This is a genomic window from Streptomyces bottropensis ATCC 25435, from assembly GCF_000383595.1.
GTDB classification, from domain to species: domain Bacteria; phylum Actinomycetota; class Actinomycetes; order Streptomycetales; family Streptomycetaceae; genus Streptomyces; species Streptomyces bottropensis.
In genome coordinates, this window is sequence record NZ_KB911581.1 from 3,807,721 (window position 1) to 3,831,375 (window position 23,655).

General features: G+C 67.9%; 18 protein-coding genes, 2 rRNA genes and 1 riboswitch. Of the genes, 15 read left to right on the top strand and 5 right to left on the bottom strand.

Going from position 1 to position 23,655, the window contains the following annotated elements; genetic code table 11:
• The first annotated feature begins 174 nt into the window (after positions 1-174).
• From STRBO_RS0116810 to STRBO_RS0116865, 12 genes are all read left to right on the top strand, one after another.
• Positions 175-3,298 (top strand): 23S ribosomal RNA (locus tag STRBO_RS0116810).
• An 89-nt stretch (positions 3,299-3,387) separates the two neighbouring features.
• Positions 3,388-3,504: ribosomal RNA gene (gene rrf / locus STRBO_RS0116815) — 5S ribosomal RNA — on the top strand.
• Positions 3,505-3,613: 109 nt separating this feature from the next.
• Positions 3,614-4,222, top strand: a complete 609-nt coding sequence (clsA, locus tag STRBO_RS0116820) for a cardiolipin synthase ClsA (protein WP_005475676.1) — start codon at positions 3,614-3,616, stop codon at positions 4,220-4,222.
• A gap of 117 nt (positions 4,223-4,339) precedes the next feature.
• Positions 4,340-6,835, top strand: a complete 2,496-nt coding sequence (locus STRBO_RS0116825; protein ID WP_005475675.1) for a mannose-1-phosphate guanyltransferase — start codon at positions 4,340-4,342, stop codon at positions 6,833-6,835.
• Positions 6,836-6,933: 98 nt separating this feature from the next.
• Positions 6,934-7,839, top strand: coding sequence for a DUF881 domain-containing protein (locus STRBO_RS0116830; RefSeq protein ID WP_086016292.1), 906 nt, complete (start codon positions 6,934-6,936; stop codon positions 7,837-7,839).
• Complete coding sequence (locus STRBO_RS0116835; protein WP_005475671.1) at positions 7,836-8,168, top strand: small basic family protein; 333 nt, start codon at positions 7,836-7,838, stop codon at positions 8,166-8,168. The genes STRBO_RS0116830 and STRBO_RS0116835 overlap by 4 nt, the downstream gene beginning before the upstream one ends.
• A gap of 5 nt (positions 8,169-8,173) precedes the next feature.
• Complete coding sequence (locus STRBO_RS0116840) at positions 8,174-9,049, top strand: DUF881 domain-containing protein (RefSeq protein WP_005475669.1); 876 nt, start codon at positions 8,174-8,176, stop codon at positions 9,047-9,049.
• 61 nt (positions 9,050-9,110) lie between these two features.
• On the top strand, positions 9,111-10,082 hold the full coding sequence (locus STRBO_RS41680; protein ID WP_005475667.1) for a zinc-ribbon and FHA domain-containing protein: 972 nt from the start codon (positions 9,111-9,113) through the stop codon (positions 10,080-10,082).
• A 42-nt stretch (positions 10,083-10,124) separates the two neighbouring features.
• Positions 10,125-10,880, top strand: coding sequence for a transcriptional regulator FtsR (gene ftsR, locus STRBO_RS0116850; protein ID WP_005475665.1), 756 nt, complete (start codon positions 10,125-10,127; stop codon positions 10,878-10,880).
• Between the two features lie 84 nt (positions 10,881-10,964).
• Positions 10,965-11,438 (top strand): bifunctional nuclease family protein, encoded by a 474-nt coding sequence (locus tag STRBO_RS0116855; protein ID WP_005475662.1) that lies wholly within the window; start codon positions 10,965-10,967, stop codon positions 11,436-11,438.
• A gap of 324 nt (positions 11,439-11,762) precedes the next feature.
• Positions 11,763-12,446 (top strand): MerR family transcriptional regulator, encoded by a 684-nt coding sequence (locus tag STRBO_RS0116860; RefSeq protein WP_209442946.1) that lies wholly within the window; start codon positions 11,763-11,765, stop codon positions 12,444-12,446.
• A 57-nt stretch (positions 12,447-12,503) separates the two neighbouring features.
• Positions 12,504-13,856: a DNA polymerase IV gene (locus STRBO_RS0116865; protein ID WP_005475653.1), complete on the top strand. Its 1,353-nt coding sequence runs from the start codon at positions 12,504-12,506 to the stop codon at positions 13,854-13,856.
• A gap of 103 nt (positions 13,857-13,959) precedes the next feature.
• Here STRBO_RS0116865 and STRBO_RS0116870 read toward each other — a convergent pair whose 3' ends face one another.
• Positions 13,960-14,328 (bottom strand): PRC-barrel domain-containing protein, encoded by a 369-nt coding sequence (locus tag STRBO_RS0116870; RefSeq protein WP_005475652.1) that lies wholly within the window; start codon positions 14,326-14,328, stop codon positions 13,960-13,962.
• 123 nt (positions 14,329-14,451) lie between these two features.
• Positions 14,452-14,549, top strand: a riboswitch (glycine riboswitch).
• A gap of 172 nt (positions 14,550-14,721) precedes the next feature.
• On the opposite strand from STRBO_RS0116870, the gene gcvP reads away from it, so the two are divergent.
• Positions 14,722-17,607, top strand: coding sequence for an aminomethyl-transferring glycine dehydrogenase (gene gcvP, locus STRBO_RS0116875; protein WP_005475651.1), 2,886 nt, complete (start codon positions 14,722-14,724; stop codon positions 17,605-17,607).
• A gap of 116 nt (positions 17,608-17,723) precedes the next feature.
• Here the strand turns inward: gcvP and STRBO_RS0116880 are convergent, their stop codons facing one another.
• Both STRBO_RS0116880 and STRBO_RS0116885 read right to left on the bottom strand, forming a co-directional pair.
• Positions 17,724-17,924, bottom strand: coding sequence for a DUF5999 family protein (locus STRBO_RS0116880; protein ID WP_028796697.1), 201 nt, complete (start codon positions 17,922-17,924; stop codon positions 17,724-17,726).
• Between the two features lie 400 nt (positions 17,925-18,324).
• On the bottom strand, positions 18,325-18,909 hold the full coding sequence (locus STRBO_RS0116885) for a hypothetical protein (RefSeq protein ID WP_005475649.1): 585 nt from the start codon (positions 18,907-18,909) through the stop codon (positions 18,325-18,327).
• A gap of 568 nt (positions 18,910-19,477) precedes the next feature.
• On the opposite strand from STRBO_RS0116885, the gene STRBO_RS0116890 reads away from it, so the two are divergent.
• Positions 19,478-20,992, top strand: a complete 1,515-nt coding sequence (locus STRBO_RS0116890; protein ID WP_005475648.1) for a glutamate-cysteine ligase family protein — start codon at positions 19,478-19,480, stop codon at positions 20,990-20,992.
• 53 nt (positions 20,993-21,045) lie between these two features.
• Positions 21,046-21,882, top strand: a complete 837-nt coding sequence (locus tag STRBO_RS0116895) for a CPBP family intramembrane glutamic endopeptidase (protein WP_202499623.1) — start codon at positions 21,046-21,048, stop codon at positions 21,880-21,882.
• A 60-nt stretch (positions 21,883-21,942) separates the two neighbouring features.
• Here STRBO_RS0116895 and STRBO_RS0116900 read toward each other — a convergent pair whose 3' ends face one another.
• Entirely contained in the window at positions 21,943-22,752 is an 810-nt protein-coding gene (locus tag STRBO_RS0116900) for a PhzF family phenazine biosynthesis protein (protein ID WP_020665563.1), read from the bottom strand.
• Positions 22,753-22,871: 119 nt separating this feature from the next.
• Positions 22,872-23,651 carry an SDR family NAD(P)-dependent oxidoreductase gene (locus STRBO_RS0116905; RefSeq protein ID WP_005475643.1) on the bottom strand — a complete coding sequence of 260 codons (780 nt, stop codon included), beginning with the start codon at positions 23,649-23,651 and terminating at the stop codon, positions 22,872-22,874.
• Positions 23,652-23,655: the final 4 nt, after the last annotated feature.

A 23,655-nucleotide genomic window follows, 5' to 3' on the forward strand; every position in this document is an offset into this window, starting at 1 on the left:
CGTGGAAAGCTGATCGGAGTGGTGAGGGTGCCGGGCACGCTGTTGGGTGTCTGAGGGTATGGCCGTGCTTTACGGTTGCCTTCAGTGCCGGCCCCAGTGCACTCGGACTACTGGTTCGGGGTGATGGGTGGTTGGTCGTTGTTTGAGAACTGCACAGTGGACGCGAGCATCTGTGGCCAAGTTTTTAAGGGCGCACGGTGGATGCCTTGGCACCAGGAACCGATGAAGGACGTGGGAGGCCACGATAGTCCCCGGGGAGTCGTCAACCAGGCTTTGATCCGGGGGTTTCCGAATGGGGAAACCCGGCAGTCGTCATGGGCTGTCACCCTTGCCTGAACACATAGGGCAAGTGGAGGGAACGCGGGGAAGTGAAACATCTCAGTACCCGCAGGAAGAGAAAACAACCGTGATTCCGGGAGTAGTGGCGAGCGAAACCGGATGAGGCCAAACCGTATGCGTGTGAGACCCGGCAGGGGTTGCGTATACGGGGTTGTGGGATCTCTCTTTTACAGTCTGCCGGCTGTGAGACGAGTCAGAAACCGTTGATGTAGGCGAAGGACATGCGAAAGGTCCGGCGTAGAGGGTAAGACCCCCGTAGCTGAAACATTGACGGCTCGTTTGAGAGACACCCAAGTAGCACGGGGCCCGAGAAATCCCGTGTGAATCTGGCGGGACCACCCGCTAAGCCTAAATATTCCCTGGTGACCGATAGCGGATAGTACCGTGAGGGAATGGTGAAAAGTACCGCGGGAGCGGAGTGAAATAGTACCTGAAACCGTGTGCCTACAAGCCGTGGGAGCGTCGCGCATCGAGTTTACTCGGTGCGTCGTGACTGCGTGCCTTTTGAAGAATGAGCCTGCGAGTTTGCGGTGTGTTGCGAGGTTAACCCGAGTGGGGTAGCCGTAGCGAAAGCGAGTCCGAACAGGGCGATTTTAGTAGCACGCTCAAGACCCGAAGCGGAGTGATCTAGCCATGGGCAGGTTGAAGCGGAGGTAAGACTTCGTGGAGGACCGAACCCACCAGGGTTGAAAACCTGGGGGATGACCTGTGGTTAGGGGTGAAAGGCCAATCAAACTCCGTGATAGCTGGTTCTCCCCGAAATGCATTTAGGTGCAGCGTCGTGTGTTTCTTGCCGGAGGTAGAGCACTGGATAGGCGATGGGCCCTACCGGGTTACTGACCTTAGCCAAACTCCGAATGCCGGTAAGTGAGAGCACGGCAGTGAGACTGTGGGGGATAAGCTCCATGGTCGAGAGGGAAACAGCCCAGAGCATCGACTAAGGCCCCTAAGCGTACGCTAAGTGGGAAAGGATGTGGAGTCGCACAGACAACCAGGAGGTTGGCTTAGAAGCAGCCACCCTTGAAAGAGTGCGTAATAGCTCACTGGTCTAGTGATTCCGCGCCGACAATGTAGCGGGGCTCAAGCGTACCGCCGAAGTCGTGTCATTCCAGCATATAGGGCCAACGCCTGCTGGGATGGGTAGGGGAGCGTCGTGTGCCGGGTGAAGCAGCCGCGGAAGCGAGTTGTGGACGGTTCACGAGTGAGAATGCAGGCATGAGTAGCGATACACACGTGAGAAACGTGTGCGCCGATTGACCAAGGGTTCCTGGGTCAAGCTGATCTGCCCAGGGTAAGTCGGGACCTAAGGCGAGGCCGACAGGCGTAGTCGATGGATAACCGGTTGATATTCCGGTACCCGCTGTGAAGCGTCAAACACTGAACCAGGCGATGCTAAGTCCGTGAAGCCGTTCCGGACCCTTCGGGGAAAGGAAAGTGGTGGAGCCGACGGACCAGACTTGTAGTAGGTGAGTGATGGGGTGACGCAGGAAGGTAGTCCATCCCGGGCGGTGGTTGTCCCGGGGTAAGGGTGTAGGCCGTGCGATAGGTAAATCCGTCGTACGTGTGGCTGAGACCTGATGCCGAGCCGATTGTGGTGAAGTGGATGATCCTATGCTGTCGAGAAAAGCCTCTAGCGAGTTTCATGGCGGCCCGTACCCTAAACCGACTCAGGTGGTCAGGTAGAGAATACCGAGGCGTTCGGGTGAACTATGGTTAAGGAACTCGGCAAAATGCCCCCGTAACTTCGGGAGAAGGGGGGCCATCACCGGTGATAGCACTTGCTGCTTGAGCTGGGGGTGGCCGCAGAGACCAGCGAGAAGCGACTGTTTACTAAAAACACAGGTCCGTGCGAAGCCGTAAGGCGATGTATACGGACTGACGCCTGCCCGGTGCTGGAACGTTAAGGGGACCGGTTAGTCACATTTCGGTGTGGCGAAGCTGAGAACTTAAGCGCCAGTAAACGGCGGTGGTAACTATAACCATCCTAAGGTAGCGAAATTCCTTGTCGGGTAAGTTCCGACCTGCACGAATGGCGTAACGACTTCTCGACTGTCTCAACCATAGGCCCGGTGAAATTGCACTACGAGTAAAGATGCTCGTTTCGCGCAGCAGGACGGAAAGACCCCGGGACCTTTACTACAGTTTGATATTGGTGTTCGGTTCGGCTTGTGTAGGATAGCTGGGAGACTTTGAAGCTCGGACGCCAGTTCGGGTGGAGTCGTCGTTGAAATACCAGTCTGGTCGTGCTGGATGTCTAACCTGGGTCCGTGATCCGGATCAGGGACAGTGTCTGATGGGTAGTTTAACTGGGGCGGTTGCCTCCTAAAGAGTAACGGAGGCGCCCAAAGGTTCCCTCAGCCTGGTTGGCAATCAGGTGGTGAGTGTAAGTGCACAAGGGAGCTTGACTGTGAGACCGACGGGTCGAGCAGGGACGAAAGTCGGGACTAGTGATCCGGCGGTGGCTTGTGGAAGCGCCGTCGCTCAACGGATAAAAGGTACCCCGGGGATAACAGGCTGATCTTCCCCAAGAGTCCATATCGACGGGATGGTTTGGCACCTCGATGTCGGCTCGTCGCATCCTGGGGCTGGAGTCGGTCCCAAGGGTTGGGCTGTTCGCCCATTAAAGCGGTACGCGAGCTGGGTTTAGAACGTCGTGAGACAGTTCGGTCCCTATCCGCTGCGCGCGCAGGAATATTGAGAAGGGCTGTCCCTAGTACGAGAGGACCGGGACGGACGAACCTCTGGTGTGCCAGTTGTCCTGCCAAGGGCATGGCTGGTTGGCTACGTTCGGGAGGGATAACCGCTGAAAGCATCTAAGCGGGAAGCCTGCTTCGAGATGAGTATTCCCACCCACTTGATGGGGTAAGGCTCCCAGTAGACGACTGGGTTGATAGGCCAGATATGGAAGCCTGGTAACGGGTGGAGTTGACTGGTACTAATAGGCCGAGGGCTTGTCCTCAGTTGCTCGCGTCCACTGTGTTGGTTCTGAAACCACGAACAACCCCATGCCATGGTCACGGTGTGGTGCGGTTGAGTGTTTCATAGTATTTCGGTGGTCATAGCGTGAGGGAAACGCCCGGTTACATTCCGAACCCGGAAGCTAAGCCTTACAGCGCCGATGGTACTGCAGGGGGGACCCTGTGGGAGAGTAGGACGCCGCCGAACTCCTTTTATAGCTCTGGCTCTTGGGCACACCGCCCAGGAGCCAGAGCTTTTTTGCGTTGAGGTAGGGTCAGGGGGCATCGTTGGCTCATTTCCCACAGGAGGCCCCCGGGTGGAGGTACAGGAGACCCGGGTCCAGACGGACCGGGTCCTCACCATCCCGAACATTCTCAGCATGGCGCGGCTCGTTGGTGTGCCCGTCTTCCTGTGGTTGATTCTCTGGCCCGAGTTCGGCGGCCCCAAGGTCGACGGCTGGGCCTTCCTGGTGATCGCTCTCAGCGGCGTCAGTGACTATCTGGACGGCATGCTGGCGCGGCGCTGGAACCAGATCAGCAGTCTGGGCCGGCTCCTCGATCCCGCGGCTGACAGGCTGTACATTCTGTCAACCCTCGTGGGACTCACCTGGCGCGAGATTCTGCCAATCTGGTTGACCGCTGCACTGCTCTTGCGCGAGCTGGTCCTGCTGGTGATGGTGGGCATCCTCAGGCGGCACGGCTATCCGCCGCCGCAGGTGAACTTCCTCGGCAAGGCGGCTACCTTCAACTTGATGTACGCCTTCCCGTTGCTCCTGCTCAGTGACGGAAATGGATGGATCTCGTCACTCGCTGCTATTTTCGGATGGGCGTTCGCCGGATGGGGTACAACGCTCTATTGGTGGGCAGGGATCCTCTACGTGGTTCAGGTCCGCCGACTCGTCAGTGCGGACGCCATGGCCGATTGAGCCCGCCCGACGGGGGCGGCCGTAGATGGCTCGATGGCCCGCTTTGAAAAAGTGCGGGACACTCCGGACGGGTGAAGTCGGCTAGACCCTCGTCTCTTCAAGGAGGACGCTTCCGACATGAAGGCCGTCGTGATGGCCGGAGGTGAAGGCACACGCCTTCGCCCCATGACCTCGAGCATGCCCAAGCCGCTCCTGCCCGTGGTGAACCGCCCGATCATGGAGCACGTGCTGAGGCTGCTCAAAAGGCATGGGCTCAATGAGACCGTCGTTACAGTCCAGTTCCTGGCGTCACTGGTCAAGAACTACTTCGGTGATGGCGAGGAGCTCGGGATGGAGCTCACCTATGCCAATGAGGAGAAGCCGCTCGGTACCGCCGGGAGCGTGAAGAACGCCGAGGAGGCGCTGAAGGACGACGCGTTCCTCGTCATCTCCGGCGACGCCCTCACGGACTTCGACCTCACCGAGCTCATCAATTTCCACAAGGAAAAGGGTGCGCTGGTCACCGTCTGCCTGACGCGGGTGCCGAATCCCCTGGAATTCGGTATCACCATCGTCGACGAGGAAGGCAAGGTCGAGCGGTTCCTGGAGAAGCCGACCTGGGGACAGGTCTTCTCGGACACCGTCAACACGGGCATCTATGTGATGGAGCCCGAAGTCTTCGACTATGTCGAGGCCGACGTTCCCGTCGACTGGTCCGGCGATGTCTTCCCGCAGCTGATGAAGGAGGGCAAGCCGGTCTACGGCTATGTCGCCGAGGGCTACTGGGAGGACGTCGGTACGCACGAGAGCTACGTCAAGGCTCAGGCCGACGTGCTCGAAGGCAAGGTCGACGTCGACATCGACGGTTTCGAGCTGTCACCGGGAGTGTGGATCGCCGAGGGCGCCGAAGTGCACCCCGACGCCGTCCTGCGCGGGCCGCTGTACGTCGGGGACTACGCCAAGGTCGAAGCCGGCGCCGAAATCCGGGAGCACACCGTCGTGGGCTCGAACGTCGTCGTGAAGAGCGGCGCTTTCCTGCACAAGGCCGTGGTCCACGACAACGTCTACATCGGGCAGCACAGCAATCTGCGTGGCTGCGTGGTCGGCAAGAACACCGACATCATGCGCGCCGCACGGATCGAGGACGGCGCGGTGATCGGCGACGAGTGCCTCGTCGGCGAAGAATCGATCATCCAGGGGAATGTGCGGGTCTACCCGTTCAAGACGATCGAGGCCGGCGCGTTCGTGAACACCTCGGTGATCTGGGAGTCCCGGGGGCAGGCGCATCTGTTCGGCGCCCGTGGCGTCTCCGGCATCCTGAATGTGGAGATCACCCCGGAATTGGCCGTCAGGCTCGCCGGAGCGTACGCCACGACGCTCAAGAAGGGTTCGACGGTCACCACGGCCCGGGACCACTCCCGAGGCGCCCGTGCACTGAAGCGGGCGGTCATCTCGGCGCTGCAGGCCAGCGCCATCGACGTACGGGACCTGGAGAACGTACCGCTGCCGGTGGCGCGGCAGCAGACCGCGCGGGGCAGCGCCGGCGGGATCATGATCCGGACGACGCCGGGGGTCCCGGACTCGGTCGACATCATGTTCTTCGACGGGCAGGGCGCCGACCTCTCGCAGGGCAGTCAGCGGAAGCTGGACCGGGTGTTCGCGCGGCAGGAGTACCGGCGCGCGTTCCCCGGGGAGATCGGGGACCTGCACTTCCCGGCCAGCGTGTTCGACTCGTACACCGGCTCGCTGCTGCGGAACGTCGACACGACCGGCATCGCCGAGTCGGGGCTCAAGGTCGTCGTGGACGCGTCCAACGGCAGCGCGGGTCTCGTGCTGCCGAGCCTGCTCGGCAAGCTCGGTGTCGACTCGTTGACGATCAACCCCGGTCTGGACGAGTCGAGGCCGACGGAGACCGGTGACATGCGGCGCTCCGGGCTGGTGCGGCTCGGCGAGATCGTGGCGTCCTCGCGGGCGGCGTTCGGTGTGCGGTTCGACCCCGTCGGTGAACGGTTGTCGCTCGTCGACGAGAAGGGACGGATCGTCGAGGACGACCGGGCCCTGCTGGTCATGCTCGACCTGGTGGCCGCGGAGCGGCGGAGCGGCCGGGTGGCGCTGCCGGTGACCACCACCAGGATCGGCGAGCAGGTCGCGGCGTACCACGGCACGCAGGTCGAGTGGACGACGACCTCGCCGGACGACCTCACGCGGGTCGGCGGGGAGGAGACGACCATCTTCGGCGGTGACGGGCGCGGTGGGTTCATCGTGCCGGAGTTCAGCAGTGTCTTCGACGGCGCGGCGGCCTTCGTGCGGCTCATCGGGCTCGTGGCCCGGACACAGCTCACGCTGAGCCAGATCGACGCGCGGATTCCGCGGGCGCATGTCCTCAAGCGGGATCTCGCCACGCCGTGGGCCGTCAAGGGCCTGGTGATGCGGCGAGTCGTGGAGGCGGCCGGTGACCGCTTCGTCGACACGACCGACGGCGTGCGGGTCGTGGAGACGGACGGTCGGTGGGTGATGGTGCTGCCGGACCCGGCCGAGGCGGTCACCCATCTGTGGGCCGAGGGACCCGACGACGCCTCCGCGCAGGCTCTGCTCGACGAGTGGTCGGCGGTCGTGGACAGCGCCGGACGCTGAACCGCCCCGCACGCGTGCGTGCCGGACAAGTGCCCCCAACGGGGCCCGTCCGGCACGCCGGTGGGGCCGTTCGGAGGTAGTGGTCGCGACGTGCGACGATGTGCGGCATGCCGCAGCAGCCCCCCGTTCGGAGCACACCCACGCGCCCGTCGCGTCCGGACGCCTCCATGTCGCTGCTCAACAACGTCATGGATCACAGCCTCGACGACGGATACGCCGAGGCGGCCGCCCGCAGAAGGGCCGCGGGCACCGAGGGCATGCCCAAGACCGTGCGGGCCAAGCTGGGGCTCGCGGTCGGGCTGGTGCTGGCCGCCCTGGTGGTGACGGTGGGCGCGGCGCAGGCGCGGATAAGCGCTCCCGTGGTCGCCAAGGAGCGCGAGGAGCTGATCGACCGCATCCAGCAGGAGACGACGGCCGCGGACGAGCTGGAGGACTCCGTGGACGCGCTCCGTGACGACGTGGGCGCGCGGCAGCGCAAGGCGCTGAAGAACGACGGCGGCGGTGACGGGAGCGACCTGGTGGGCATCCTGTCGGGCGCCGTCGAGGTGCACGGCCCCGGGGTGCGGCTCGTCGTCAACGACTCCAAGGGTGCCGCGCAGGGCGGTGACGGCGACCCGCGTGAGACATCCGGGTTCTCGGACACCGGGCGGGTGCGCGACCGGGACATGCAGCGTGTGGTGAACGGCCTGTGGGCCTCGGGTGCCGAGGCGGTCTCGATCAACGGGCAGCGGCTCACCGCGCTGTCGGCGATCAGGGCCGCCGGCGACGCGATACTGGTGGACAACAAGCCGCTGGCACCGCCCTACACGGTCCTCGCGGTGGGGGACGGGCAGCGGTTGAGCACCAAGTTCCAGAACAGCCCCGACGGGCTGTATCTGCACGCCCTCCAGGAGAACTTCGGCATCAGGACGAGCATCTCCGTGGAGGGCGACCTCAAGGTGCCGGCCGCGCCGAGCGTGATCGTACGAACAGCACAACCGAGCACAGAGAAGGGCAGATCGTGATCGCCGTACTGGGCCTCGTCCTCGGAGTCGTGGCCGGACTGTTGGTCCGGCCCGAGGTACCGGTGGTCGTCGAGCCGTACCTCCCCATCGCCGTGGTGGCGGCGCTCGACGCCGTCTTCGGTGGGCTGCGGGCGATGCTGGACGGCATCTTCGACGACAAGGTCTTCGTGGTGTCGTTCCTGTCGAACGTGGTGGTGGCCGCCCTGATCGTCTTCCTCGGCGACAAGCTGGGCGTCGGTGCCCAGCTCTCCACGGGCGTCGTGGTCGTCCTCGGCATCCGCATCTTCTCCAACGCCGCGGCGATCCGTCGGCACGTCTTCCGGGCGTGAGGCCGATGAACGAGCGGGACGAGACGCCGGGGTCCGAGCCGACGCCGGGCCGGGGAGAGGACGACGCGCCGACGACCCGGCTGCGCCGGGAACTGCCCCAGGAGGTGCCCTCCACGGCCGCCGAGGAGCCCGGTGAGGCTCCTCGGGAGGAAGAGAACAAGCAGACGGGGCGGCAGCGTCTGGCCCAGGGGCTGTGGCCACCGCGCTTCACCCGCGCCCAACTCATCGTCGCGGTCCTGCTGTTCGGCCTCGGCTTCGGACTGGCCATCCAGGTGGCCTCCAACAACGACGACAGCGCGCTGCGCGGAGCACGTCAGGAAGATCTCGTACGCATCCTCGATGAACTGGATGACCGTACGCAGCGTCTGGAGGAGGAGAAGCAGGGTCTGGAGGATCAGCGCACCGAGTTGGAGAACAGCTCGGACCAGGCCGAGGAGGCGCGCAAGCAGACGGTCGAGAAGGAGCGGCAACTCGGCATTCTGGCGGGCACGGTGGCGGCGCAGGGACCCGGCATCACACTGACGATCGACGACACGAAGGGGACGGTCGAGGCGGACATGTTGCTCGACGCGATCCAGGAGCTGCGCGCGGCCGGCGCCGAGGCGATCCAGGTGAACGGCGTACGGGTCGTGGCCAGCACTTCTCTGACCGATTCCGGTGCGGGAGTCAGTGTCGACGGGAACAAGATCACCCAGCCCTTTCGTTTCAAGGTCATCGGCAACCCGAAGGACCTGGAGCCCGCACTGAACATCCCCGGAGGTGTGGTGCAGACACTGGAGAAGGAGCAGGCCACCGTGACCGTGCAGCGGGCGGAGAAGATCGTTGTGGACGCCTTGCGAGCGGCGAAGCGGCCTGACTACGCTCGGTCGTCCTCCCAGTGAACCGCAGGTGCATGGGGCCCGTCCGGCGAGGGCATGAGGTTGCGGGGGGTCGGCGCACCGATTGGGTGGTGCGTGGTGGAAACTGTCTGGTGGATACGGACGTTGTGAGGTTGTCCGGGTCGGCCGGTGTGTTCAGTCAGGGTTCGTCCTGCCCCACGGGCGGGTCTGTTTCGGTCAAGGGGAATCGCCCGTGAAGTTGTTTGCGAAGTTGTTCGGCAAGAGCGCGCGAGAGGGCAGCGACAACGCGACCTCACGCCATCGCGTGCAGCCTTCGGAAGCGGAGGGCCAGGGTGGCGAGCGCCCCATGTTCCGGGACCAGGTCTCCGGCCCGGGAAGTGACATTTCCGGAGGTCAGGGCGCGCCGTCTGTTGACCCTGCGCAGTCGGGCCGCATAGGTTTCGGGGAACCGTCAACCTCAGGTACGGGTGGAGGGTTCAGCTCAGACCCGTATGCGTCCCATGCCCCGGCGGGGCAGCCGCGGCAGGAGGATCCGTCGATGTCGGCCCTGGTGTGTACGAGGTGCGGTAACCGCAACGCGGAGAACAGCCGCTTCTGCTCGAACTGCGGTGCTCCGCTGCGGGCCGGGGCGACCGCCGAGCGTCCGTCCGAGACGACCTCGACCATCTCCATCTCCGGTCTGGAGGCCTACGACTCCGAGGTCACCGGCCAGACCCAGCTGCCGGCGCTCTCTCCCGAGGCCCAGGCCGCCGTGGACGCGCTTCCGCTCGGCTCGGCGCTCCTGGTCGTTCGCCGTGGGCCGAACGCGGGCAGCCGCTTCCTGCTGGACGGCGATCTCACCACGGCGGGCCGTCATCCGCAGAGCGACATCTTCCTCGACGACGTGACCGTGTCGCGTCGTCACGTGGAGTTCCGCCGAGGCCAGGACGGCTCGTTCACGGTCGCCGACGTGGGCAGCCTCAACGGGACGTACGTCAACCGTGAGCGGATCGACCAGGTCGCCCTGCACAACGGCGACGAGGTGCAGATCGGCAAGTACCGGCTGGTCTTCTACGCGAGCCAGCGGGGCTACTGACCCTCCCCCGGACCGGATCCGGGGGTACCCCAGGGAAGGTCCATGCTTCGTACAACGAGCGGTGGTGCCGATCACGGCACCACCGCCGCGGACAGTGACCTCATGAGCATCGGCACCGTGCTGAACGTGCTGCGTGAGGAGTTCCCCGAGGTAACCATCTCCAAGATCCGTTTCCTGGAGTCCGAGGGGCTCATCGAGCCGCGGCGGACCCCCTCGGGGTATCGCAAGTTCGGTGCCGAGGACGTCGAGCGGCTCGGACACGTCCTCAGGATGCAGCGGGACCACTATCTGCCGCTCAAGGTGATCCGTGAGTATCTGGAGGCCCTGGAACGCGGCGAGGACGTCCGTCTGCCGTCCGTGGGGCGTCAGCGTGACGTCGGCGAAGGCGAGCGCCTGAGCGAGCTCCTCGGTGACCCCGAGGAGCCGGCGGCCGCCCGGATCGGGCGGGGCGAGTTCCTCGCGGGCGCCGGGATCGACGAGGGGCAGCTGGCGGAGTGGGAGTCGTACGGGCTGGTGGCCCCGCTGTCGGACGGGTCGTACGACGCCGAGGTTCTTACCATCGCCACGCTTGTGGTCGAACTGGGGCGATTCGGTATCGAGCCTCGGCATCTCAGGGTGATGCGGGCCGCCGCGGACCGTGAGGCGGGACTCGTCGATCAGGTGGTCGCGCCCCTGCGACGCCACCGTAATCCCCAGACCAGAGCGCATGCGGAGGACCGGGCGCGGGAGCTGGCGGGGCTGACGGTGAAGCTGCACGCCGCTCTCGTGCGCAGCGCGCTGGGTGTGCGGCTGCGCTGAGGGGCGGTGTTCGCCTGTGGCGGATCGGTCGGCCGATCCGAGCCCGACTACCCAAACATCCCGAGCACGGCCTAGGGTTGCTGTGTGAACGAGCTCGATGTCGTAGGTGTCCGGGTGGAAATGCCCTCCAACCAACCGATCGTGCTCCTGCGCGAAGTGGGAGGCGACCGTTACCTCCCCATCTGGATCGGGCCGGGGGAGGCGACGGCGATCGCTTTCGCCCAACAGGGCATGGCCCCCGCACGACCGCTGACCCACGACCTGTTCAAGGACGTGCTGGAGGCCGTCGGCCAGGAACTCACGGAAGTGCGCATCACCGACCTGCGTGAGGGCGTCTTCTACGCGGAGCTGGTGTTCGCCAGTGGGGTCGAGGTGAGTGCCCGGCCCTCCGACGCCATAGCGCTGGCGCTGCGTACCGGGACGCCGATCTTCGGCAGTGACGGGGTGCTCGACGACGCGGGCATCGCGATCCCGGACGAGCAGGAGGACGAGGTGGAGAAGTTCCGCGAGTTCCTCGACCAGATCTCGCCCGAGGATTTCGGAACGAACAGCCAGTGAGGCCGGTCAGGCGGTCGTACCGGGCCGACAGGCCTTGACCGCCCCTCGGCGGCGGCGCCGGGTCCGCGGGTGGGGATTCCGCTTCGACGGCTCCGCGGGCGCGGACCCTGTCCGGGGCGGACGCCGCCCGGGGCGGTACCGGCCCGGGAGCGGTGCGTCGTCGGACAATCCGATCGGAGCGCATTCGGCTAGCCTTTCCCCGCGGAAGGGCACGGGAAACCACTCTCAGGGTGATTATCACTCGGCGTGGCGAGTGCGGTGGTCGTTGACGCACCCCGGGCGGCTGCCTACCGTCGATGAGGCAGGTCAAGGACGGAGGTCGGCGTGAGAAGCAGCGGCGACGGTACGGCTGGGGGTGCCCCCGGACGCAGGCTGGGGGACGGCGGCCCGTACCCTCCCCCAGGCTCTCGGCCGCGCCCCGGCTGGGGGGACCCCCATCAGGGCAACGCGGCCGGTCACGTCCCGCAGCGGCCCACGGCCGTGCAGGACAGCGCGGAGGCGGCGCCCGAGCCGCACGAGCAGGTCGGCTACCGCGGTCCCACCGCGTGCGCGGCCGCCGGCATCACCTACCGCCAGCTCGACTACTGGGCCCGCACGGGCCTGGTGGAGCCGAGTGTGCGCTCCGCCCAGGGTTCGGGGACTCAGCGGCTCTACAGCTTCCGGGACGTCGTCGTCCTGAAGATCGTGAAACGGTTCCTCGACACGGGAGTGTCCCTGCAGAACATCCGCACCGCCGTGCAGCACCTGCGGGAGCGGGGTTTCAGTGATCTGGAGCGGATGACGCTCATGAGCGACGGTGCGACGGTCTACGAGTGCAGTTCGCCCGACGAGGTCCACGCCCTGCTCCAGGGCGGTCAGGGGGTCTTCGGGATCGCCGTGGGGGTGGTCTGGCGTGACGTCGAAAGCGCTCTCTCGCAGCTGCACGGGGAGCGGGTCGACACGGGGGAGACGCTCGTGGGCCACAATCCGGCGGACGAGCTGGCACGGCGGCGCAACCGGGCGGTCTGAGGGGCGCCCCAGGCTCAGGGTGGGGCGTTGTCAGTGGCGTAGGGCAGCATCGGAGCTGTGAGAACCGCGCCCACGATCCTGCATCTCGACATGGATGCCTTCTACGCCTCGGCGGAGCAGGCGTCGAAGCCGAGTCTGCGGGGGAAAGCCGTTGTCGTCGGCGGGCTGGGGCCGCGCGGGGTGGTCGCGACCGCCTCGTACGAGGCGCGGGTCTTCGGGGTGCATTCGGCGATGCCGATGGCGCAGGCGCGCCGCCTCGCGCCGAACGCCGCGTATCTCACGCCGCGCTTCGGCTTCTACCGGGCGATCAGCGATCAGGTCATGGGGTTGTTGCGTGCGCTGTCGCCCCTGGTGGAGCCGCTGAGCCTGGACGAGGCGTTCGTGGATCTGGAGGCCGGGGGCGCGGCCTCGGACGAGGCGTCGGCACGGCTCGTCGGGGAGCGGTTGCGTGCGGACATACGGGCCATGACCGCGCTGACGGGCTCCGTCGGGCTCGCGGCCTCCAAGATGCTCGCGAAGATCGCCTCCGAGGAGGCCAAGCCGGACGGGCTGGTGCTGATCGAGCCGGGGATCGAGCGGGCGTTGCTGGGACCGATGTCCGTGCGGATCCTGCCGGGGGTGGGCCCGGCGACCGGGGACCATCTGCGGCGGGCCGGGATCACCACGGTCGAGGAGATCGTGGAGGCGGGTGAGGGCGAGGTCGTACGACTGCTCGGCAAGGCCCACGGACACGGGCTGTACGCGATGGCGCTGGCACGGGACGACCGGGCGGTGGTGGCCGAGCGGGACACGAAGTCGGTATCGGTGGAGGACACGTATGACGTGGACATCCACGACCGGGTACGGGTCCGGATGGAGGTGCGGCGGCTCGCGGACCGCTGTGTGCGCAGGCTGCGGGAGGCCGGACTGTCGGGGCGGACGATCGTGCTGAAGGTGCGGCGCTACGACTTCTCGACGCTGACCCGGTCCGAGACGTTGCGGGGACCCACGGACGATCCCGCGGTGGTGCGCGAGGCCGCGGCCCGGCTGCTGGAGGCCGTGGACACGACGGGTGGAGTGCGGCTGCTGGGGGTCGGGGTGAGCGGGCTCGCCGACTACACGCAGGAGGATCTGTTCGCGCAGGCGGCGGGAGAGCCGGAGCTCGTCGAGGAGGATGCCGGAGGCGGCGTGGAGGTGCCTGTGGCGGAGGAGAGCGAGGGCGGGGAGCGGATCTTCAGGGCCGGGCACGATGTGCGGCACGCCGAGTACGGGCACGGATGGGTGCAGGGGAGCGGGCTCGGGCGGGTGACCGTGCGGTTCGAGACGCCGCTCGATGCGGGGCCGGGGCGGGTGCGGACGTTCAGGACGGACGACGCCGCGCTGGAGCCGGCGGAACCGTTGCCGCTGGTGCCGGGTGGGGTGCTGGGCTGAGGTCCACGGGGGCGCCGGGGGCGCCGGGGGCGTGAGGGCGCGTCGGCCGTCCGGTGCTTTCGTGGCGGCTGCGGCTGCGGCTGGGGCTGTGGCGGGGAGCGGCTCAGGTGTCGTCCCGCTTCGCCACGTCGCCGAAGTCGTGGTCCAGGGGCTGCGGCGGGGCTATGTCCAGGCCGTAGTGGTGGTAGAGCTGGAGTTCCTGCTCGGGGGAGAGGTGGCGGCCCACGCCGAAGTCGGGGGCGTCCTTGATGAGGGCGCGGTCGAAGGGGATGCGGAGGGTGCCCTCGTACAGTTCGCTGGGCTCCAGGGGGACGAAGGCGTCGCGACCGAAGAAGCCCATGCGTATCGCGGCCCACTCGGGGATGCCGGTGGCGTCGTCCAGGTAGACCTCATCCACGGTGCCGATCTTGCTTCCCTTGCGGTCGAACGCCTTGCGGCCGATCAGGTGGCGCGGATCGATGTCGGTCTGCACGGGCCCTCCAGGTGGTCGCCAAGGGGTCGCGAATCGTCTCTCACACTACGAAAAGGCACATCGGGAGCGGCGGCCACTCGAAGACCAGTGCGTTGCCCGCGCTGATACGCTGGCAGCGGCTGCTGACCCCGTGCGGGAGAGTCCTCCGGACACCATCCGGCAGGCGCCGAAGGAGCAAATCCTCCCCGGAATCTCTCAGGCCCACGTACCGCACGGACGAGGTCACTCTGGAAAGCAGAGCGGGTGCCACGGCTCCCGCTCTCACCGACGGTGAAAGCCGGTCCGTACCTGGACCGGTGAAGCTCTCAGGTTGAGATGACAGAGGGGGAGGCCGTCGGGGCGCCCGTGCCGTGGTGCCCCTCGAAGGTCGTGTCAGACCAGGAGGCCTCCGTAATGACCGCCCATCGCATTCCGCTTTCCGAGCTCGAACAGGGAATCCCCTTCGAGCGGCGCCACATCGGCCCGGACGCCGAGGCCCGGGCCAAGATGCTCGCGCACGTCGGGTACGGCTCGCTGGACGAACTGACGGCGGCCGCGGTCCCGGACGTGATCAAGAACGCCGAGGCGCTGGACCTCCCCGGGGCGCGTACCGAGGCCGAGGTGCTCGCCGAGCTGCGTTCCCTCGCGGACCGCAACCAGGTGCTGGGCTCGATGATCGGGCTCGGGTACTACGGGACCTTCACGCCGCCCGTCATCCTCCGCAACGTCATGGAGAACCCGGCCTGGTACACGGCCTACACCCCGTACCAGCCCGAGATCTCCCAGGGGCGGCTGGAGGCCCTGCTGAACTTCCAGACCATGGTCGCCGAGCTGACGGGGCTGCCCACCTCCGGGGCCTCGCTGCTCGACGAGGGCACCGCCGCCGCCGAGGCCATGGCGTTGTCGCGGCGCATGGGCAAGAACAAGAAGGGCCTCTTCCTCGTCGACGCGGACGCGCTGCCGCAGACGATCGCCGTGATCCGGACCCGCGCCGAGCCGGCCGGTGTCGAGGTCGTCGTCGCCGATCTGAGCGAGGGAATCCCGGCCGACATCGCCTCGCGCGACATCAACGGGGTGCTGCTGCAGTACCCGGGCGCCTCCGGTGTCGTACGGGATCTCAAGCCGGTCGTCGAACAGGCCCACGCGCTCGGCGCGCTCGTCACCGTCGCCGCCGATCTGCTGGCGCTGACCCTGCTGGCCTCACCCGGTGAGCTGGGCGCCGACATCGCCGTCGGGACCACGCAGCGCTTCGGTGTGCCGATGGCCTTCGGCGGGCCGCACGCGGGTTACATGGCCGTGCAGGAGAAGTTCGCGCGCAGCCTGCCCGGGCGGCTGGTCGGGGTGTCCGTGGACGCCGACGGACACAAGGCGTACCGGCTGGCCCTGCAGACGCGGGAGCAGCACATCCGCCGGGAGAAGGCGACCAGCAACATCTGTACGGCGCAGGTGCTGCTCGCCGTGATGGCCGGCATGTACGCCGTCTACCACGGGCCTGAGGGGCTGCGGACCATCGCCCGGCGTACCCACCGGTACGCCACCGTGCTCGCCGCGGGGCTCACGGCCGGTGGGATCGAGGTCGTGCACGGGTCGTACTTCGACACGCTGACCGTGCGGGTGCCGGGCCGGGCCGGTGAGGTCGTGGCCGCCGCCCGGGAACATGGCGTGAACCTGCACCTCGTGGACGCCGACCTGGTGTCGGTCTCCTGCGACGAGACCACCACGCGGGCCCAGCTGGGCGCCGTATGGACCGCGTTCGGCGTGGAGGGTGACGTGGGGGCCCTGGACGCCGCCGCGGCGGACACGCTGCCCGAGGCGCTGCTGCGGTCGGACGACTACCTGACGCACCCGGTCTTCCACGACCACCGCTCCGAGACCGCGATGCTGCGCTACCTGCGCCGGCTCGCGGACCGGGACTACGCGCTGGACCGGGGCATGATCCCGCTCGGCTCCTGCACGATGAAGCTCAACGCCACCACCGAGATGGAGCCGGTGACGTGGCCCGAGTTCGGACAGCTGCACCCGTTCGCGCCCGCCGAGCAGGCGCAGGGCTATCTCACGCTCATCCGTGAACTGGAGGAGCAGCTCGCGGAGGCCACCGGGTACGACAAGGTGTCCCTGCAGCCGAACGCCGGCTCGCAGGGGGAGCTGGCGGGGCTCCTGGCCGTGCGCGGGTACCACCGTGCGAACGGTGACGAGCAGCGGACGGTGTGCCTCATCCCGTCCTCCGCGCACGGCACCAACGCGGCGAGCGCCGTCATGGCCGGCATGAAGGTCGTCGTCGTGAAGACCGCCGACGACGGCGAGATCGACGTCGAGGACCTGCGGGCGAAGATCGAGCAGTACCGCGACGAGCTGTCCGTGCTGATGATCACGTACCCGTCGACGCACGGGGTGTTCGAGGAGCACGTGGCCGACATCTGCGCGCAGGTGCACGACGCGGGCGGCCAGGTGTACGTCGACGGCGCCAACCTCAACGCGCTGGTGGGTCTGGCCAAGCCGGGGCACTTCGGCGGTGACGTCTCGCACCTGAACCTGCACAAGACGTTCTGCATCCCGCATGGCGGCGGTGGGCCGGGCGTCGGCCCGGTGGCGGTGCGCGAGCACCTGGCGCCGTATCTGCCGAACCACCCGCTGCAGCCCGCGGCCGGCCCGGAGACGGGCGTCGGCCCGGTCTCGGCCGCGCCGTGGGGTTCGGCGGGCATCCTGCCGATCTCGTGGGCGTACGTCCGGCTCATGGGCGGTGAGGGGCTGAAGCGGGCCACGCAGGTGGCGGTGCTCAGCGCCAACTACATCGCCAAGCGGCTGGAGCCGCACTACCCGGTGCTCTACACCGGTCCGGGCGGGCTCGTGGCACACGAGTGCATCATCGACCTGCGGCCGCTGGCCAAGTCGACCGGGGTGAGCGTCGACGACATCGCCAAGCGGCTGATCGACTACGGCTTCCACGCGCCGACGATGTCGTTCCCGGTGGCCGGGACGCTGATGATCGAGCCGACGGAGTCGGAGGACCTCGGTGAGCTGGACCGGTTCTGCGAGGCGATGATCGCGATCCGTGCGGAGATCGAGAAGGTCGGCTCGGGCGAGTGGCCCGCGGACGACAACCCGCTGCGGAACGCGCCGCACACCGCGGGCGCGCTCGGCGGGGAGTGGAAGCACGCCTACACGCGCGAGGAGGCGGTCTTCCCGGCCGGGGTCTCGCCCGCGGACAAGTACTGGCCGCCGGTCCGTCGGATCGACCAGGCGTTCGGTGACCGGAACCTGGTCTGCTCCTGCCCGCCGCTGGACGCCTACGAAGAGTAGTCGGACGCGGAGACGTGTCGGGGCCGGTTCGGAGAGTGCTTCTCCGGCCGGCCCCTCTTCTGTCCGGGCGGGCGCCCTGTGCGGGGCGCACGCCCTGCGGCGAACGTGAGTGCGGCTCAGGCGGCGGTCATTACGGTGCCCATCGGGCGGTGCGGCGCGATGATCTGGCCGTCCGGCAGGAGCTCACCGGTGTCCTCGAAGAGCAGAACGCCGTTGCAGAGCAGGCTCCATCCCTGCTCCGGGTGGTGCGCCACGAGTCGGGCGCCTTCCCGGTCGGCGGATTCGGCAGTCGGGCACAGTGGCTGGTGCTGGCACATGGTTGTTGGGATCTTTCGGTTGGTCGTGTGGTCTGAGATGGCTGTTTTGTCTGTCCCGCGGCGTGAAGCCCCGTTCATGGCCGCCCCCCGTTGTGATAAATCGGTCCGGTCCCAGTGTTGCCCCACGGGCGTCAATCCGCAGGCATTTCGCAGCACGACTTCTTCACAGGTTGATGACGCAACGCCCGCCCGGATGGTTCATCCCTCTCGCACTGTCCTTTCGGGTGGTACGCCATGGTCGGATGGGGCTAGTCCGACTACGGGGAAGAGCTGGGAATAGCTCGTACGAGCGTTTTGGTGCCCGAAGGAGCGGTAATTCCGCGTAGTCGGAAAGAAGCGCCCCGTCACCGGATATCGGTGGCGGGGCGCGAGGGGGGCGAATGGCGAGGCGATCCGGATTTCAGGCGGGTGATCCCAGCAGGGGGGCGGGCGTCAACCGGGTGCTCAGCACCGGGAGGAGATCGGTGACCCGGTGAGGCCGGTGGGCGGCGATACCGGGCGGTGCGGGCGCCAGCGGGACCAGCAGGTCGGCCGGGGCCGGGTCGCCGGTGGCGCCGTCGGTGGTGGGGTCGGCGTGCAGCCAGAGCATGAGCATGTACAGCTCGGGCACCGACAGCAGGCGTGGCTGGTAGGGCTGCTGCATGACGTCGGCCTGACGCAGGGCGCGCTCGGTCGAGGTGATGTACGGGCCCTCGAAGAAGTGGGAGAACGCCCAGCCGTCCGGGGTCAGCCGGGTCTCGGCGGCGGCCACGGCACGGTCGCCGCAGCGGATCAGGAACCGCCATCCGGTGAGCCTGGCGATGCCCGTGCCCTGCGGGGTGATCCGGTCGAGTACGTGGACGGGCAGCGGGAGCTCGGGCGTGGCGGGCCCCTGGGCGTTCTTCAGGGCGGGAGTTCGCGCCTCGTGGACGGCGGTGGGAGAACCGAGTGCGGTGAGGACGGTGCGCAGGGCGGGGGCGGGAGCCGGGGGGACATGCAGCGGCATGGTGGGTCGCCTCTCCATTCGACAGGCACGGTGGCGCGAGGGCGGAAGCGGACGGCGCTGTCAGCTCTCGGGGATCGGGGAGACGGATGCCCGGGTCCGGGTGCGTGGGTGGGGTCCGCCGCGTGTGGCCTGACGGCAGGACCGAGGACCGCGAGTGCCGGCTCTCAGCCTCGTTTGCGAAGTTTATACGACACGTGTTCACACAAGGTTTCGTCTAGCCGCTCCGGATATGAAGAGCAAGGCGGTATCAGGTCGCCGAAACGTGGGTGCCACCCCTATTTCCGGGGGGAGTGTGGCGGTGACCTCGCATTACCGTCGCGTAACGGACGGCCTGTTGTCGTCGGCGCTTTTCACGAAAGGGCGCCGCAGAAAGCGCATACCCTTTCTTGCCCGCTGAATGTGCCAGAAGCATGCCGACGAAATAGGGTCGGAGGCGACCGCGCTCAGCCTAGCGTGTGCAGGTCCCGCCCGGGACGTTACCGCTGGCTCTGCCTGGGCATCATGAACCGTGGACCCGGGACACCAGTGGCCGAGGCGTCGGCCTGCCCATCCGAGGAGGGACACTTCGATGGGGGAGAAGGTCGTGGCGGGGCCGTTTGGCCTCTCCGATCGCCAGCAGTACCGCGACAAGCTCCGGCAGTGTCTGACGGGGCTGGCGCGGCTGTTGGAGGAGAAGCGGTTCGACCGCCCCAGGAACCTCATGGGTGTGGAGATCGAGCTGAACCTCGTCGACGGCGACGGTCAGCCGAGAATGATGAATGCGCAAGTACTAGAACGGATTGCGAGCCGAGATTTCCAAACAGAACTCGCCATGTTCAATCTGGAAGTCAACATAGCTCCACATCGGCTGGACGGCAGGGTATTCGACCAGCTTTCCGAGGAGCTGCGCACGTCCCTCGCCTACGCCGACCGCAAAGCGATCGAGGTGGGTGCGGGGATCGTGATGATCGGGATTCTGCCCACGCTGGGCCGTGACGACCTGGTCTCCTCGAACCTCTCCGCGGGCGACCGCTACACCCTGCTGAACGACCAGATCGTCGCCGCCCGCGGTGAGGACTTCACCCTGGACATCGACGGGGTGGAGCGGCTCGTCTGCACCTCGAAGTCCATTGCGCCGGAAGCCGCCTGCACCTCCGTGCAGCTGCACCTGCAGGTGACCCCGGGCCGGTTCGCCGATGTGTGGAACGCCGCCCAGGCGGTCGCCGCCGCGCAGGTCGCCATCGGGGCCAACTCGCCGTTCCTGTTCGGGCACGAGTTGTGGCGGGAGTCGCGGCCGCCCCTGTTCCAGCAGTCCACCGACACCCGCCCGCCCGAACTCCAGGCCCAGGGTGTACGGCCGCGTACCTGGTTCGGGGAGCGGTGGATCTCCTCGGCGTACGAACTCTTCGAGGAGAACCTGCGCTTCTTCCCGGCCCTGCTGCCCATCTGCGACGACGAGGATCCGATCGGCGTCCTCGACGCGGGCGGCATTCCCTCCCTCGCCGAACTCACCCTGCACAACGGCACGATCTACCGCTGGAACCGCCCCGTCTACGGGATCGCCGACGGGGTCCCGCACCTGCGGGTCGAGAACCGCGTGCTGCCCGCCGGGCCGACCATCACGGACGTGATCGCCAACGCGGCCTTCTACTACGGAGTCGTCCGCGCGCTCGCCGAGGAGTCACGGCCCGTGTGGACCCGGCTGCCGTTCGAGGCGGCCGCCGCCAACTTCGACGAGGCGTGCCGGCACGGCATCGACGCACGGCTGCAGTGGCCGCGCGGGCGCTACGGCGGAGTGGGGCCGGTGGACGCCGTGAACCTCGTACGGGACGAGCTGTTGCCGCTCGCCGAGGTGGGGCTGGACGCGTGGGGGGTCGAGCCGGTCGACCGGGACTTCTATCTCGGTGTGATCGAGGAGCGCTGCCGACGGCGGGTCAACGGAGCGTCCTGGCAGGTGGAAACGTTCCACCAGGCTCTGGCCAAGGGGCTCGGACGCGATGCGGCGCTGGCCGCCACCACGCGGCGGTACGGCGAGCTGATGCACTCCGGGGAGCCCGTCCACAGCTGGCCGGTCGGGCTGCCGGAGCCGGTACCGCTGGGCTGAGGAGCCGCCTTCGAGGGCAGCCGCCGGAAAGTCCCGGACCGCCGCGGGTGATGATGGACCCTCGGCGGGGCCGGACAACTGGAGGCGTGGTGCAGGGGCAGGCGGAGGCGGCGGAGGGCGCGGTGCCGGGGGAGCGTCCGGGCCGGCGGATTCTGCGGGACGAGACACTGCTCGTGCTCGGGGTCTCGCTCGGCGCGAGCGGCGTGTCCGCGCTGATCAGCTTCGTCGGATCGGTCACCAGGCCGGGCGGGCTGAAGGACCAGGCGGCCACCATGAACGCCTCGGCGGCGCCGGGCCGGCCCTGGCTCGACCTCGCGTGGCAGCTCTTCGGCATCACCACCGCCCTGGTGCCCGTCGCCCTGGTCGCGCACTTCCTGTTGCGCGAGGGCGCGGGACTGCGCACCCTCGGGTTCGACCGTACGAAGCCGTGGCCCGACCTCGGCCGGGGCGCGGCCATCGCCGCGGTGATCGGCAGCACGGGCATCGCCTTCTATCTGGCGGCCCGCGGCCTCGGGTTCAACCTCACGGTGGTGCCGGAGGCGCTGCCCGAGGTGTGGTGGAAGTACCCCGTGCTGATCCTCTCCGCGATCCAGAACGCCGTCCTCGAAGAGGTCATCGTGGTCGGGTACCTGCTGCGCCGACTCCATCAGCTGGGCTGGTCACCGGGGAGCGCGCTCGCCGCCAGCTCGGTGCTGCGCGGGTCGTACCACCTCTACCAGGGCATCGGCGGGTTCGTCGGCAACATGGTGATGGGCGTGGTCTTCGTCTACCTGTACCGGCGGTGGGGGCGCGTGGGGCCGCTCGTGGTGGCCCACTCGCTGCTCGACATCGGGGCGTTCGTGGGATACGCGCTGCTGGCGGGGAAGGTGGGCTGGCTGCCGACCGCGTGAAGGGTGGCCGGGCGGTCGGGCCGTCGAGGGCTGGGCGTGCGGTCGGCGGATCGGGGCTCGTCAGGCGAGGAGTTCGCCGTCCACGACCGTGACCGCGCGGCCGGAGAGCAGGGTGCGGTCGCCGCGGAGTTCGGTGCGCACCCGGCCGGAGCGGGGGGAGGCCTGCAGGCCGGTGAGGTCCGGGCTGCCCAGGCGTGCGGACCAGAAAGGGGCGAGCGCGGTGTGGGCGCTGCCGGTGACCGGGTCCTCGTCGATGCCGAGGTTGGGGAAGAAGCAGCGCGAGACGTAGTCGTGGCCGGCCGCGGGGTCGGCGGCGGGGGCCGTGGCGATGATGCCGCGCTCGGAGTAGCGGCCGAGGGACCGGAGGTCGGGGGCGAGGCCCAGGACCGTCTTCTCGTCGGCCAGCTCCACCAGGAGGTCGCCCACGTTCGGGCCGGTGTCGACGGCGCTCAGCGGTTCGGCGCCCAGCGCCTCGGCGACGCCGTCCGGGACGGCCACCGGGGTGAGGGGCGCGGTCGGGAAGTCGAGGGTGAGCGAGCCGTCCGGGCGGGGCGTGGCCGTGAGAACGCCGCTGCGCGTGGCGAACCGTACCGGGCCCTGGTGGGTGTTCGTGCTGCTCAGGACGTGTGCCGTGGCCAGGGTGGCGTGGCCGCACATCGCCACTTCGGCGACCGGCGTGAACCAGCGCAGTGCCCAGTCGGCCTCGCCGCCCGACGGGAGGGGGTGGGCGAACGCGGTCTCGGCGTGGTTGACCTCTCTGGCCACGTTCTGCAGCCAGATGTCGTCCGGGAAGGCGTCGAGGAGGAGGACTCCCGCGGGGTTGCCGGAGAAGGGGCGGTCGGTGAAGGCGTCCACGATACGAATGCGCATGGGACGACGCTAGGGGTCGGTGGAGCGGCGGGCCAAGGCCAATTCCGGGGTGGTGGACTCGCTTTCCGGGGGCAGGGGCGTCGATCAGGCCCGCAGGGTGGTGGCGCGGCGCGCTCGCGCTAGTGGACCGAGAAGCCGCCGTCGACGAAGATCGACTGGCCGGTGATGTAGCCGGCGGAGCGGCCGACCAGGAAGACGGCGGCACCGGCGAAGTCGTCGGCCAGGCCGTTGCGCCCGGCCAGGGTGCGTGCGGCGAGGGCCGCCACCTGCTCCGGATCGGACGACAGCCGGGTGTTGAGCGGGCTCGGGACGAATCCGGGGACCAGGGTGTTGCAGGTGACGCCGTGGGGCGACCACTCCTCGGCCTGTGAGCGGGCCAGCGACTCCAGCGCACCCTTGGAGACGCCGTAGGCGCCGCTTCGCACGAACGCCCGGTGTGCCTGCTGGGAGGTGATGTGGAGGATGCGGCCGTAGCCCCGCGCGGCCATGCCGGGGCCGAAGCGCTGGCCCAGGAGGAAGGGCGCGTCCAGGTTCAGGGCCATGGTGGTGTCCCAGACGTCCTCGCCCAGTTCGCTCAGTGGCGGCCGTAGGTTGACGCCGGCGCTGTTGACGAGGATGTCGGGCTCCCCGAACGCCTCGACCGCCCGCTCGGCCGCCACGCGCACACCGCCCCGGGTGCTCAGGTCGCCGCTCACCCAGGCCGCCCGGCAGCCGTCCGCCGTCAGCTCGCCGGCCGTGGCCCGCAGCTCGGCCTCCTTGCGCGCGACGATCACCACGCCCGCGCCGGCGCGGGCGAGAGCCGTACTGATGGCCTTGCCGATGCCGGAACTGCCGCCCGTCACCACGGCGACCCGGCCGTCCAGCGAGAACAGTGCGGAGAGATAGCTGTCGGAGATCATTTCC

What these genes read in the sequence shown, in the direction of transcription:
- STRBO_RS0116825 (WP_005475675.1), top strand. Translation starts at nt 4,340, where the DNA reads ATGAAGGCCGTCGTGATGGCCGGAGGTGAAGGCACACGCCTTCGCCCC.
- STRBO_RS0116830 (WP_086016292.1), top strand. Translation starts at nt 6,934, where the DNA reads ATGTGCGGCATGCCGCAGCAGCCCCCCGTTCGGAGCACACCCACGCGC.
- STRBO_RS0116840 (WP_005475669.1), top strand. Translation starts at nt 8,174, where the DNA reads ATGAACGAGCGGGACGAGACGCCGGGGTCCGAGCCGACGCCGGGCCGG.
- ftsR (WP_005475665.1), top strand. Translation starts at nt 10,125, where the DNA reads ATGCTTCGTACAACGAGCGGTGGTGCCGATCACGGCACCACCGCCGCG.
- gcvP (WP_005475651.1), top strand. Translation starts at nt 14,722, where the DNA reads ATGACCGCCCATCGCATTCCGCTTTCCGAGCTCGAACAGGGAATCCCC.
- STRBO_RS0116880 (WP_028796697.1), bottom strand. Translation starts at nt 17,924, where the DNA reads ATGTGCCAGCACCAGCCACTGTGCCCGACTGCCGAATCCGCCGACCGG.
- STRBO_RS0116885 (WP_005475649.1), bottom strand. Translation starts at nt 18,909, where the DNA reads ATGCCGCTGCATGTCCCCCCGGCTCCCGCCCCCGCCCTGCGCACCGTC.
- STRBO_RS0116890 (WP_005475648.1), top strand. Translation starts at nt 19,478, where the DNA reads ATGGGGGAGAAGGTCGTGGCGGGGCCGTTTGGCCTCTCCGATCGCCAG.
- STRBO_RS0116895 (WP_202499623.1), top strand. Translation starts at nt 21,046, where the DNA reads ATGGACCCTCGGCGGGGCCGGACAACTGGAGGCGTGGTGCAGGGGCAG.
- STRBO_RS0116900 (WP_020665563.1), bottom strand. Translation starts at nt 22,752, where the DNA reads ATGCGCATTCGTATCGTGGACGCCTTCACCGACCGCCCCTTCTCCGGC.
- STRBO_RS0116905 (WP_005475643.1), bottom strand. Translation starts at nt 23,651, where the DNA reads ATGATCTCCGACAGCTATCTCTCCGCACTGTTCTCGCTGGACGGCCGG.